This is a genomic window from Pilosibacter fragilis (genome assembly GCF_032490495.1).
Classification (GTDB): Bacteria; Bacillota; Clostridia; order Lachnospirales; family Lachnospiraceae; genus Pilosibacter; species Pilosibacter fragilis.
Map to the genome: position 1 here is coordinate 127,643 of NZ_JAVYJB010000001.1, position 13,019 is coordinate 140,661.

A 13,019-nucleotide genomic window follows, 5' to 3' on the forward strand; every position below is an offset into this window, starting at 1 on the left:
GTGTGCGGAACGCACATTTTTGGTTTAGCCAAGAAACCCAGCTTCCATAAAGAATGCGTGGAGCAGGTTCACAAAGACCTGCCTGAGCCCTGGATGAAGCATGGTCAAAAGCCCGATGGCTGCCAGAATACAGCACAGGGCCGTCCGCAGGATTCCGAGCACCGTCAGTATGGTCACGATCGGTCTTCGTTCCACAACCAGTTCTTCTTCCTGTTTCTTTTCATAACGGTCTTTTAAGCTCAGTCCGCTTTTTTGCAGCGCGGAACTAATCTGTTTTTGTGCCATCGGCAATTCCTCCTTTGATTTCTTGATATTTTTTGCACATCACATACAGGCGTTTATTTTTATCGCTTCCGGTACAGGTGGACAGCACCAGGAGTTTATCATCCCAGGTGAAATCTTCTCGGATCGCCCCGTTTTCCGTAATGTAAGTTTTCAGCTGATCAAATTCTTCCTGTGTGTACGGAATGGTACACTTCATCAGATCCAGATTCCGAACGGAACCATCATACACAGCACATACCTGGTAAATCTCCATGCCGTCCTTTGTGGTATACCGGACATTTTCATGGGAATTTGCGTATTCCGGGTCACGGTAGCGTTTTAAGCTTCCGAACATGGTACCGTTTTTCATGTTGTGTCCGTGCAGCAAAGTAACCGGCCCATTCTCATAACAGGCAGCGTCCACATAAATGCTGCCATAAACGGATCTGGTACCGTCAAAATCACGGGTCAGATAATATCCCGGTTCATCCGAGTGCATGACCGGATAGGAAACGGCGGTGTCCGGAATCTGTAAATAAGCAGCAACATCCGGATTTACCCGCTGCAGACCTGCGATGTCTACAAGGTTTTCTGTATCAACAGAATACTGTACCTCATCGGACGATATCGGAACCGTGTAGGTATATTCTGCAATGACGGAATCCGCGTGTTTTAGCCCTTTGTCCGCTTTGGTATATCGCAACATTCCAAATGTCAGGCCAGCCGCAGAGACCACGATCAGTGCAATGGAAGCTGCGGATAACAAAATTCGGTATTTTTTCTGCAAAACTCTTTTCTCCTTTATCCACCAAAAAAGACCGCACCTGCCAGGACAGATACGGTCAATACAGGTTTCCCTGCAATTATGGAAATTTTTCTTTTGCAATTTGCCTATGTTTTGTCATTAGAACTCCACGTTGCTGAAGCGGTCAATCGCACTGCGGGCTCCCTCCATGCCGGACTGCGGCGGCGCAGCCGGTTTTGTGGCTGTATGTCCCACAACGGTACTTTTTCTGGAACTGGATGAATTTCTTTTTGCGACAGAAGCAATACCGTTCTTCACAGTCGTGATCGTAGCGCCTTTCGCGAGGGTGCTTTCCTTATCATACGCCATGGACGCGGTCTGTGCGGCAATCTGTTTTGCTTTTTCCGCCTGTTCCTCTGGTGTTGGCGGTTTGGTTTCCGGACGGGTTTCCCGACCGACGATTGGTTTTGCCCCCGGACGTTTTTCCTGCTCCGCTTTCTTCACGGCAGCTTCCTGCTTTGCTTTCAGTTTCCGTTCTTTGTCTGCTACGTTTTCCGGTCTGGTGTTACACTGATCAAATTGATACAGACCCACTCCACTTCCCAGATCTCCTAATAATTTTGCCTTTGGGTGTTCAAAGGTGAAGTATTTTTCATCATAGAACGGATCCTCACCTTTAATTACCACGATGCAACAGCCCTTTTCCAGTCTTCTGATCTCATCCACAGTAAGCAGTTCTCGCTTGGTATACTTTATGGAATGGGAATCTGAACCGCCCTTGCCGCTCTTGGTATGGGAACTATCACGGACGCGGATCGTCTGCTGCCCAAGTTTCTTACTCAGGTCCTCCATGGAGGATAACTCGTTACCGCCGAGATAAACCAGTGTATCGCAGGCACCCATCAGGGTCTCCCAGTCATCCTCGTAGAGGTTTTTAATCTGGCCGACTGCCTGAATGAAGATCATAACGGAAAGGCCATATTTTCTCATGGTGGTAAGTTTTACCTGGAAGTCCGGGATTACGCCGATGTTGGCAAACTCATCCAGGATGAAACGCACATCGTATTTCAGTCTCAGACCTTCACAGTCTGCTGCGGCATGGCTGTACAGGGAATCGAACATTTGACTGTACATCATGTTAACCAGGAACGCATAAGGGTTATTACCCTGAGGCACGATGATATAAGTGATCGTTTTTTTGTCGCCAAGGCCGGACAAATCCATTTCATCCTTACATGTCAAGTCCTCCACGGCACTGACATTGAACGGCGCCAGTCTTACGGCTGCCGTGATCAGGATGGACTGCGCGGTTTTTTCGGAAGCCTGTTTGAAGATATCATACTGTTTCAGACAAATGTCATTCTTATTATAAGCACGTACCTCGTCAAAAATCTTATCCAGCTGGGAGGAAGTTGCCTGTGGGTCTGTTTTTGCCTGGCGCAGCAGTTTTGATACCATGGCAAAATTCTGCTTGTCTTTTTTCTGATAACGGATCAGGTAAAAGATGATCGCCTGTAAAAGCGCCGTCTCTGCTTTTTCCCAGAACGGATCCCCGCTCTTTCCTTTTCCCTCCGTGTTCTTAATCAGACAGGAAATCAGGGTCAGAACATCCTCTTCGCCGCGCAGATATTCAAACGGGTTATAGCAATTGGAATGCGGCATGTCGCACAGGTTGAAAACCTTGATCTCATATCCGGCATCTTCAAACATCCTTCCCGTGGTTGCCATCAGTTCTCCGGAAGGGTCCGTAATGACATAAGAACCATACATCTGCATCAGGTTCGGACGTACAATGTTTAATGATTTACCGGAGCCGGGGCCGCCGATGATCATGGAGTTGTTATTCAGTCCGGTCTGTCGGGTGTTCATGGTCACAAAACAATTCTTGGAGTAGATGGTATTCTCATCTCCATCAGCAATCGGTTTCCCATAAGGGGCATTAAACTTTCGGTTAAACATTTTGATGGAACGCGGATTTTGCCACTTTGCCGTACCACACTGTTCTCCATCTTTGTAATGTGCGTTTAGGACTTTATGGTCGCGTGCCACCTGCGCAAGGATCACGATAACGATCAACCCAAGTCCAAACACACTGAAAAAAGTTTTGTTAAATGCCAAGGCAAACGGATTTTCCGACAAAGTCGGAATAACATAAACCATGGCAAGGAACATACTGGTCTGTCCGGTGGCATCCATGTAGTACGCGGTCCTCGCACACAGATATGTAAAGAAAATGAATCCGATACCGATCATGATGTACTGCAATTTGCGGTCGGATTCCTCTTTTTTTACGTTAAGATGTACTGCCAAACAGTTTCCTCCTTTCAGAAAACGGCCGGTTTTTATGCCGGCCGCTTAATATTTCGTTATTCCAGATATCCGCAGAATTTTTCATCCAATGTTGCCGGCATACCTTTCATGCATACCAGGCACATATCGTCCGGGATCTGGCAGATTCCCTCCTGCAAAACCAGCTTCGGCGCAGACTCATGGGCTGTCCTTGCGTTTTCCTCTTCAGGGTCAGATGACTGCGATTCTGTTCCTGTAATGGTGGCGCTGCCAAGTTTGTTTTTAATCCAGTTCCTAGTATTCTCATCGGCTGCCTGACATGATCCGCCCATATATACAACTGCTTCGCACGAAGCCAGGATCGTTTCTGTCTGCTTGTGATACAGACGTTTGATCTGCTCGACGCTCTGCGCCGCCATGACTACAGAAATCCAGGCCGTCCCACAGGCAAGACGGCTGCTCAGTTCAGGGACATAGCCGATATTGGGGAACTCATCCAAAAGCAAAGTCACATGTTCCTTCAGTTCACCTTCATCATATTCAAATGCCGCATGGTAGACCAGCGTATTGAACAACTGCGCGATAAGCATCGGGATCAGGACTTTCTGTTTTTCAGCTGCGTGGAATCCCGTCAGGAATAACGCTGTTTTCGCATCACCAAGTTCATCTAATGCGATGGTGTCGCAATAGCTGATATCTTCTAACGGTTTCCCGTTGAAGGCAGCCAAGCGTTCTGCTGCGGATGCACATACAGCTTTTGCGGTTTTCTCAGGCACAAGCCGGAACACATCATAGCTTAAAACGGCTGGGTCATTTGGTTTCCTTTTGCGCGCTTCCTCAAACAAGGCATCAAATTCCCCTCCGCGCTCTGCTGCAATGGAAACCAGACGGTGCGCTTCATGCAGTGTACACTTTTCGCCTTGACGACGGCGCACCAGAAAGGCAAATACAGCATTAAATAAGGCTGTTTCGCTCTTTTCCCAAAACGGGTCGTTTACCCTGTTTCCCGGTTCCGTATTCTCAAGCAGACAACGGGTCAGATTCAGTGTATCTTCCGCATCTACGCTATACAGAAGTGGATTGTAGCCGTCAGAGGCCGCTGGATTTGCAAAATCCAGAACACGGATTGCATAGCCCTTTTGTCTAAGAGCTGCGCGGCTGCGTTTTAACAGTTCTCCGCTTGGATCCGCTACAACGTATGATCCGGAAGCATGCATCAGGTTCGGCAGTATGACGCAGGAGGTTTTTCCAGAAGCTGTGCTTCCAAGAACCAAAATATCGCTTCTACGTCTTGCCATGCTGTCATTCCATGAAAGGAAAATGTTTTTTGATACGAGCAGGTTATCTTCTCCCTGTGCATAGTCTTCTCCAAACGGGGAATTGTGGGTGCGGTTAAATTCTTTGATTTCATCTTCCGTCCAGCAGAGAGCTTCTGCGGACTGGCATACTTTTTCAATTTCTTTTTTCATGATTCCTTTTGCGGGAGATATGATTATCTCCCTCTCCTCCTTTTCTTTTAACTCACCGGCCCAAAAGACGGTACCGGCCAGTAACGCAGAACCGCCTTTCCGGTAATATTCTCTTCGTATACGATCTTGTTTTCCCAGTATCTTGCATCAAACGAATCATTCCGGTTATCGCCCATCATGAAATATCCGCCGTCTGGGACAGTAATGGAAAAGGTCTCATCTTTTCTCATTGTCTCCTTCAGGTATGGTTCCTCAAGTGGGGTGCCGTTTATGGATATGTTTCCGCCTTGAATGGTTACGGTATCGCCCGGCAGGCCGATGATCCGTTTAATCAGGTAATAGCCGCCGCCGTCCGGATCCGGGAAGATCACGATATCGCCGCGGTTATAATGTCTTATAAAACGCAGACCGATCACCCGGTCGCCGGTCATGATTGTGTTTTCCATGGAGCCGGACGGGATATAGGCATTGATCAGGACGTAATTCATCAGGAATGTCGTGACCAGGAAAATCAGCAGCATAAAACGAAGTGATTTGAAATTTTTTGAAAACATAAAAGATTCCTCCCTGTATGGTTCTCAGGGAGGCGACGCTTCCCTGTATGCCGGTTTGAGTTTCTATGTTTCTATACAGACCCGCGCATAAGGCGGGTCTACCAATCGACTACGAAAACTGTCGGTGGATGCTTTAGCGCTCCTCCTCCATCTCGTGGTCGTTGATTACTGCGGTAATGGTCTGTTCTTTCTCCAGATCAATCAGGATATCCTTCGGCCCGGCTTCCTCCAGCTCATATTTGATCTGTCTGGTTTCTTCCACGCTTTCCTCAATTTCCTGAATGAAAGCAATTTTGACGGAACGGTCTTCTGCGGCAAGTGCGATCATAACTGGGTCTTTATCTGCTTCTTCCAGCATGGCCTGCAGGGCTACCGGATCTTCCAGGGTGGCGTAGCCAAGCGCACGCATACAGAATGCATGGATGAATTCCGAATCCCGCATATCCGCAAGATCCACGGTATTCACATCCCTCTTGCCGAACAGGGATTCCATGTTGTCGCTGCGGTCGGATTTTAAACGCATCTCCAGGTCGGAATTGCCGGACTGGATCGCATGCCAGATGCTGTTATCCAGTCGTACCTGGTTATCTTTTGCCTGTGCTTTTTGTTCCAGATCCATGTTGTCCAGACGGAATTCCATGTGTTCCACAAGCTCGCGTTTGTACATTTCGATCCGTTTCTCTGCATCCAGAACCGGGACTTCCTGTTTAAAGTTTTCAGGTTTCCCTGCTTCGCGGTTTTTTGTAAGATCATCAACCAGATGAATTTTTCCGTATCCGCGGAGAATCTCATAAAGCCGGTCATCCCACCCCTGGTCCATGCGAGAGATCAGTTCCTCCTGTTTGCCGATGTGCAGATGGATTCCTTTTGAGTCGGAAGTGACATAGTGGTCCGGCGCATATGCGTCGTATACCACGCAGGACGCATGGGTATCCCCAAGCTTTGCAATGACATTTTCTATCTGTTTACCCCAGCTCTCGTCCCGTTCTATAATATTGGCACGTGCACTGGCGGAAAGGATTAAAGTCGCATACTTTAATTCACTCATTACCTTGTCTGCATTGGCGGTTTCAAAATACAGCCTGCAGTTGTTGTTTTCCAGCGGAACACTGCAATACGGCACCCGCAGGTCCCCGCGCTTTTCCATATACTCCAGTTTTTCCTGTTCCATGTCCACGGATGAAATACTGATGTTCTGCTCATTGCACCGGATGGCAAATGCCTTTGCATCCGTACGCATAATGGATTCCCGGGTGTTGAGTTTTTCCACGATTTCCCGGGCAAGTTCCTTATCCCTGGCGTCGATTACAAAATGACAAAGATTGGTCAAATGTCCATTCCGGTTGATACACTCTTCCGTCTGGACACGGCTAACCCGGTTGCGGTCAAGCTCTGCGATCACGCGGTCTTTCATGTAAGCACCGCAGGTGATCACCATACCGACGTTACGCTCCAGAATGTCTTTGTTGATATGTCCGTCTTCCCCACGGGAGCGTTCCACAAAACTTAAACCACCAACATCTTCCAGCCGATCCTCAAATTTTACATCGTCATAGGACACACTGTATTTGCTCATGGCGTCATCCGCCATTTCAAACATGAGCTGTAATGTGCCCATCAGATACATGCCGACGTCTTTCATCGAAGCTTCCTTAGCCATAAAATGTTTACCTCCTTATTTTTTCTCGTGGTAATTATGGAAAGGGAAGGCATGGTTCCCGCGGATACGGTTTAAGCAACAATTTAGGTTGCGCCCGGTATCTGCCATATATATAGGGCAGATTAAAATATGGCATTTTTTGTTATCCGCAGAAATCCACTTGCAGATTTTCAGGACCATAATTATAATGAAAATAGATATCCGCAGAAACGAAGTGAAAATTTCAGTTCGGCTTTATCCGCAAAAAAAATGAAACCGCTGATGTTTTTCAATGGGAGGAAAATATATATGGAAGATAAAAGAAAAATTGCTGCCAAATCCGGACAGCTGCGTTATTATACAGAAAGAAAATATGAGGAGAGCCCGATCTTAAAGTCTATGGACCCATACCGTCAGGATCTGCCGATCGGTTATGCAAAAAACTGCACGCGCAGAATGGATGTGCGTGAAAGCACCAAGGACTGTAAGGATGATCTCGGTTTTGGTATCATTCATGCCAGATATCTGGATATGCCTGCTGTCATGGACGGTGTGGATCATTACAATGCTTTCGCACTTCTTGATCTGATGGCAAACGTCTATGATGAGAATGACGCAAAGGCTCCGCAGAACAGTACGGTTCTTGATGCACTTGCGTATCTGGAGACCAGACCTGGTTATACCGTGGAAATGCTGCGCCGTTTTTATCCGAGCAACGCAAACTGGATGGACAGCCAGAGCGGCGAGGGGCCGAACAACAACCGCATCCTTGATCCGGTACAGCATTCCGTTATGATGAAACACCTGCAGGAACGTCCGGAAGTAAGACAATCCATCCTTTGCGGCTCCCGTCATCATCAGTATTATAAAGATTACGAAAAAGATACGACATCCCAGGGATATGAACCGGCGTTTGATGAATAATTATATGTAAATGACCTACCTTATGTGTGGGTCTGTATAGAAACTTTGACAGAATTAATCGCCACATGCTTGTGACTTCAGTCGCGAGAGATGGTTTCATGAGTAATTTAGTGTAAAACCAATTTTCTCTGTTTTTGTTCCATAATTACTGTGTCGATGAGGATGGCTCCGATACACTGTCCTTGGACAATTGCATTACAAGTATAAAAATCAGAAACGAAAAGGAGACACAAGTTATGAATGGAACAGTAAAGTGGTTTGACACCCGCAAGGGATACGGATTTATCGTTGGTGATGACGGACAGGATTATTTTGTCCATTACAGTCAGATCCAGGCAGATGGCTACAAGACCCTGCACACTGATGAGCGTGTAAGCTTTACCGCTGGCAGCGATGCTTCCGGTCGTCCGGTTGCTACCTGTGTATCCGCAATCTAATCACAAAAAGATCCGGAACACCCGCCCTGTTATCAGGGCGGGTCTTTTGGTATCGAGAGGAGAATGTTTATGACAAACGAAGAGCTTATGCAGTTGTTTTTAAAACAGCAGGCAGAAGAACTGGCTGAGATCAGACAGATCCAAAAAATTGCCGAGGGCGTCCTGGATGAATATCACATCACCATCCCGATCAAGGATATTGGTTCTGTTGTTGCAACGCTTGGTGGAAAAATTGAAGAGGCAAAAGACGCCTTTGATCATGGCGTCATCAAAACCGGAGACCACTCTTTTATCCTGAGCCTCTGGCAGTACAAAGTTCCCACTGATGATCCAGTCGCTTATTATAACTATGCAGCCACTAAGCTGCTGGGGCTGTTATTTATCGGTATGGGATTCCAAACGGATGAGGACTTGTGGCAGAGGCAACCGCTTGGACAAATTATCCATTTTCATGACCTTGGTCCTGGAAGTGATCCGGAGTGCCGGGCGCAGGCCTTTGCCAGGGCATTCATGATGCCGCGCAAACAGTTTCTGGACTTTGTGAAGAAGTCCAAAAATCAGAAAAAGCACCGGCTTAACGGTATGTTCAAGATTGATCGCGGCTGCAAATATTTTCATGTACCGCAGATTTGCATTGAGCAACGATACGGTATTGACCGGATTGCAGAACCAAAACAAAGATCGCCAAAATAACCATGCATAGAATTTGGCACAAGAAAAGCTTCCCCCGCAAATCGAGGAAGCTTTTTCTTGCTGCGATGTTTATTGTAAATCTCGACGGATTTTTCGTACAATCATGGAAATTCTGACAGTGTACAACACAGCTGTTATGGCATCTCCTGCTAACGCAAAGCCAACTGCCTCCATAGCCGATTTCCACAAAACGAATGGTGTGCCACTATACCGGTCCCATACAAAACTAATGGCAATCCATAACAATGCCAGCGTGCACTCCGGCGACAGATATTTATGCATTTTTGTTTCGCCATTTGGGAATGTGAATATATCCATAATTTCCAGCAAATGAGCGTTGATATGCGGTATCGGGATACCGTGCGAACTTCTCAGGCCAAAACTAAAAGTAAAGAAGGCGACGCTATGGCTTCGACGATATTCCCCATAATTATTCGGTTCCGTAATACGCTCCGGCGCATAAAATACACGGTACAGCAGATCATACAGTTCCTCTTCCGTTTCTTTACGAATGGAGATTTGCCGCCCGTCCTGCAGAGTTGCGGCTACTACATAGTATTCTGGAAATGTTACACCAAATGCAACACACTGAGATTCGTTCTGCTTTTCTGCATAGTACAGAGTACCACTCACACAACCGGGAAAATGCTCCGCCTGTTCTTTTGGGATCGGGGATGAACCGATTTCCATTCCTTTCTGTACCAGCGGTATGGTCTGAAACATGTTTTCGAATGTACTTTTAGTCATGTCAGAGCGCCCCTTCCTACTCTTTGATTTCATCCGGGATTATTTTCCGGTAAATGTCCGGTCGTTTCCCAAGCAGTTTTTTCACATCTTTCTTTTCCATGGTCACCAGCTCATCACTCCGCCCCATGATACTTAGGATCTTAAAGAAATAACCTGCCGGCATCCGATAATAAAATACTTTCATCTTCCCGTCGCGGATATCCTTCTCTTCTGCCAGATACTGTTCCGCTTTCTCTGTGTCATACAGAATATCATTCATAATAACACTGATTTTCGGTACGTGGGTGTTTAAATAGTAACGCTCCTTCTGCTGCTTGGAAGCAAAGCGGTTGAACCATGCTGTAAAACGCTTCGGATGATGTTCAAACATATAGGCGATCCATTCATCGGAGAGTACAGGCTTTCCCTTGACTTCTGTAAACATTTTCGGGACCTTTTCCGGCTCCTGTGCGTATCTCTCTTCGGCCTCTTCTTTCTGGCCACTTTCGTCTTTGGTGTCTGTCTGGTCCAAAGTGTCCTGGGCCGATTTTATCGTTTCGGATGCGGCGGTCTCTTCTTTGGAAATTTCCTGTTTCCCGTTATCGTTTCTATACGTTTCGTTGTGTTTGGTTGGAACTTCATGCTCCGTCACACTCGAATTTTTGGGCTGCTTTGATTCTGCTTCTTCCGCTGGCACATTCCTACCAGGCTTCTCCTCGTTTTCCCTTGAGTCTTCTTTAGCGGCACCCTCTTCTTTCTTCGGTTTGGTTTTCTGAACATCCTTTTTCTGAAGCCCTACTCCCCCATTGGTTTTGACGCTATCCACATCGTCAGGTTTCCCATCTTCGCCTGTTTGTTTTGGGCGGAACTCTTGAAGCTCCTCGGGGTCTGTATCCAGATTTACTTCCGGTACTTCTTTTTCCTGTTCCGGTTCATCGGCTTTATCAGGTTGTAAGGTTTCTTCTTCTGTTTCCTTTTCTTCCTCTTTCTGTTCTCCTGCGGCGCCCTGGAACGCTTTCTTTACTCGCGACGCTACATGTGCAAAAAAGCTCTGCTTGTTATCCGCAGGCATTTTCTCTAGCTGTCCCTCTTTTTCTTTTTCAGATTCTTCTGAAAGAATGCCGGGTGCATTTGGTCTTCCCGTTTCCTGATTACCGGATGTGTCAGGAGTGTCATCTTCCCAGAACTGTACCATGCAGGTTCCAAGTTTTTCGTAACCGCAGTACGGACAACGATATGATACTGCTTCTCCGTGGTAACGGTAAATACCCCACATAAATTCGTGCAGGCCTTCTTCTCTGGCCATTTCGGCGCCGCAGATCTCACATAATTTTTTTTCAGTTTCTATGATGGTTTCCTCCCTTCTGATCTCTATTTTTTAGTTTCTAATTTCGAGTTTCGAGTCTCTATACAGACCCGCACATAAGGCGGGTCGCACCGTGCAGGTCCCAAGTTTTTCGTAACCACGTTTCTATACAGACCCATGTTTAAGGCGGATCTTCCTTACCCACCACATGTGCCGGATCATAATAGTTTCTATACAGCCCCACGCACAAGGTGGGTCCCTCACTATCTGGTGTTTTCTGATAAACCTATCAGGTTTCTATACAGACCCACGCCTAAGGTGGGTCTACCGGCTTGCCGCATCTCTTCCAGAGACTGCGTTTCTATACAGACCCACGTCTAAGGTGGGTCTTTGGTAAGGTGATGATCCATCCGCAACCAGTAAAACTAGAGTCTGGGCGATTGGAATATAAGTATAGTGAAACCGTTTCTCATGACTGAAGTCACGAGCTCCCAGTATCCGGGTGAACTGCCCGCCACTTAGGCTTATGCCTTGAAGTGTGGGCTTCGGCTCCGAAGAACCTCTGTTTTTCTCGCCTACGAGGAGTCAAGTTTACTTTCCCGAATCTTCCGCTGTATAACCGATGGACTGATTGAAGTCGTCCATGAACTCATAAAACATCTGCTTCGTTTTGTCGTGTGCAGCAGGCGCCTCAACAGAATCAACGCCTTTCTGCATTTCTTCCATCGTATCAATATCCGCCAAGGTATCCGGATCATCCTTGTAAATATCACGCAGATACTCGAAGTATCTATGCCGTCCGTTTTCCTCTCCCTTGAAGCTGCGCAGGACAAATACCTGCTGGCGATTCAACTGTTTTCTCATCTTCTTTGTCATTTTTTTCTTCTCCTTTCTATGCTACCTACCGCAGGTTAATCTGCAGTCTGTATTTCGGGTTTTTCATTTTTTTGAGTGCCTTCGCTTCGATCTGGCGGACGCGCTCACGGGTGACGTGCATGATCAATCCGACTTCTTCCAGCGTCAGTGGTTTGGAACCATCCAGACCAAATCGGTAATTCACTACCTTTCGCTCCCGATCAGTCAGGCAAGAATCCATGCAATCCATGATTGTTTCGTGGATATTGGCACGAATTGCTGCTTCTTCTGGAGAAATACCGACAGAATCTGGAACAAAATCTCCAAGAGTGCTGTCCGAATCTCCATCATCATTACCGATTGGAGTATCAAGAGAAACAGTATCCTGCCGATACGCCATAAGTTCCAATACTCTTTCCCTGGTAAATCCGGTATATTCACAGATAAACTGCATCTCTGCCTCTGCACCGAGCATCTGCTGTTTTGCCTGCGCTTCCGCCTTTCTTAATCGGCTAAGGCTTTCATGCAAATGTACCGGGATGCGGATTGTCCGGCTCTGATCGGCAATCGCCCTTGTGATCTTCTGACGGATCCACCAGGTTGCATAGGTTGTAAACCGATAACCCTTCGTATAATCAAATCGTTCTGCTGCCATCATCAGACCCATGGCTCCTTCCTGGGCAATATCATCCTGAGTCAGGCCGGTACTGGTAAAATGATGTGCAATCTTTAATACGTAACGCATGTTATGTTCAATTAATTTGGTCTTGCCGAGTTTCCGTTCCTCTTCATTTTTTCCATCTTTTGCAAGCTTCGCCCAGTACAGTTCCTCTTCTACCGAAAGAATCGGAATACTGCGGATCATACGTGTGTAATAATCATTGATTTCAATTTTGCCGTCATCCATGAGTTCTCTATCCGGCTCGCGTTCCAGTTCCTTATCCAGTTCCGCTTCGGTGTCCGGATCAAATTCTGTATCTGTTTGTAATTCCTGAAAAGCCTGTTCTTCCCGGTCTTTGTTTTCTGCCTGGAAAACGGTGTTTGCACATTCCTGCCAAATGCTTTTATTCTTCAACATCTATCTCATTCCTTTTTCTGCTCGTCTTATTGCTGCACCA

Annotated in this window: 13 protein-coding genes; 3 read left to right on the forward strand and 10 right to left on the reverse strand. The window is 46.8% G+C overall.

Going from position 1 to position 13,019, the window contains the following annotated elements:
* Positions 1–24: 24 nt before the first annotated feature.
* The 6 genes from ABCW45_RS00555 to ABCW45_RS00580 all read right to left on the reverse strand — a co-directional run bounded on the left by ABCW45_RS00555 (position 25) and on the right by ABCW45_RS00580 (position 6,981).
* Positions 25–285, reverse strand: a complete 261-nt coding sequence (locus ABCW45_RS00555) for a hypothetical protein (RefSeq protein WP_343219974.1) — start codon at positions 283–285, stop codon at positions 25–27.
* The gene (locus tag ABCW45_RS00560) at positions 266–1,051 is read right to left on the reverse strand and encodes a class B sortase (RefSeq protein ID WP_215630908.1); all 786 of its coding nucleotides are present in this window, start codon (positions 1,049–1,051) and stop codon (positions 266–268) included. The genes ABCW45_RS00555 and ABCW45_RS00560 overlap by 20 nt, the downstream gene beginning before the upstream one ends.
* A 117-nt stretch (positions 1,052–1,168) precedes the next feature.
* Positions 1,169–3,319 (reverse strand): VirD4-like conjugal transfer protein, CD1115 family, encoded by a 2,151-nt coding sequence (locus tag ABCW45_RS00565; protein WP_215630907.1) that lies wholly within the window; start codon positions 3,317–3,319, stop codon positions 1,169–1,171.
* 56 nt (positions 3,320–3,375) lie between these two features.
* Positions 3,376–4,767: a VirD4-like conjugal transfer protein, CD1115 family gene (locus ABCW45_RS00570; protein ID WP_343219975.1), complete on the reverse strand. Its 1,392-nt coding sequence runs from the start codon at positions 4,765–4,767 to the stop codon at positions 3,376–3,378.
* 47 nt (positions 4,768–4,814) lie between these two features.
* Positions 4,815–5,321 carry a signal peptidase I gene (gene lepB / locus ABCW45_RS00575; protein ID WP_343219976.1) on the reverse strand — a complete coding sequence of 169 codons (507 nt, stop codon included), beginning with the start codon at positions 5,319–5,321 and terminating at the stop codon, positions 4,815–4,817.
* Positions 5,322–5,454: 133 nt separating this feature from the next.
* Positions 5,455–6,981 (reverse strand): hypothetical protein, encoded by a 1,527-nt coding sequence (locus ABCW45_RS00580; protein ID WP_343219977.1) that lies wholly within the window; start codon positions 6,979–6,981, stop codon positions 5,455–5,457.
* A gap of 288 nt (positions 6,982–7,269) precedes the next feature.
* On the opposite strand from ABCW45_RS00580, the gene ABCW45_RS00585 reads away from it, so the two are divergent.
* The 3 genes from ABCW45_RS00585 to ABCW45_RS00595 all read left to right on the forward strand — a co-directional run bounded on the left by ABCW45_RS00585 (position 7,270) and on the right by ABCW45_RS00595 (position 9,014).
* Positions 7,270–7,884 (forward strand): hypothetical protein, encoded by a 615-nt coding sequence (locus ABCW45_RS00585; RefSeq protein WP_215630903.1) that lies wholly within the window; start codon positions 7,270–7,272, stop codon positions 7,882–7,884.
* A gap of 236 nt (positions 7,885–8,120) precedes the next feature.
* Positions 8,121–8,321: a cold shock domain-containing protein gene (locus ABCW45_RS00590; protein WP_215630902.1), complete on the forward strand. Its 201-nt coding sequence runs from the start codon at positions 8,121–8,123 to the stop codon at positions 8,319–8,321.
* A 69-nt stretch (positions 8,322–8,390) separates the two neighbouring features.
* The gene (locus tag ABCW45_RS00595) at positions 8,391–9,014 is read left to right on the forward strand and encodes an ImmA/IrrE family metallo-endopeptidase (RefSeq protein ID WP_215630901.1); all 624 of its coding nucleotides are present in this window, start codon (positions 8,391–8,393) and stop codon (positions 9,012–9,014) included.
* A gap of 69 nt (positions 9,015–9,083) precedes the next feature.
* Here ABCW45_RS00595 and ABCW45_RS00600 read toward each other — a convergent pair whose 3' ends face one another.
* The 4 genes from ABCW45_RS00600 to ABCW45_RS00615 all read right to left on the reverse strand — a co-directional run bounded on the left by ABCW45_RS00600 (position 9,084) and on the right by ABCW45_RS00615 (position 12,979).
* Positions 9,084–9,761 carry a hypothetical protein gene (locus ABCW45_RS00600; protein ID WP_343219978.1) on the reverse strand — a complete coding sequence of 226 codons (678 nt, stop codon included), beginning with the start codon at positions 9,759–9,761 and terminating at the stop codon, positions 9,084–9,086.
* A 16-nt stretch (positions 9,762–9,777) separates the two neighbouring features.
* A complete protein-coding gene (locus ABCW45_RS00605; RefSeq protein ID WP_343219979.1) occupies positions 9,778–11,046 on the reverse strand; it encodes a hypothetical protein in 1,269 nt (422 codons plus the stop codon).
* Between the two features lie 591 nt (positions 11,047–11,637).
* Positions 11,638–11,922 (reverse strand): hypothetical protein, encoded by a 285-nt coding sequence (locus tag ABCW45_RS00610; protein WP_215630898.1) that lies wholly within the window; start codon positions 11,920–11,922, stop codon positions 11,638–11,640.
* 25 nt (positions 11,923–11,947) lie between these two features.
* Positions 11,948–12,979: a sigma-70 family RNA polymerase sigma factor gene (locus tag ABCW45_RS00615; protein WP_343219980.1), complete on the reverse strand. Its 1,032-nt coding sequence runs from the start codon at positions 12,977–12,979 to the stop codon at positions 11,948–11,950.
* Positions 12,980–13,019: the final 40 nt, after the last annotated feature.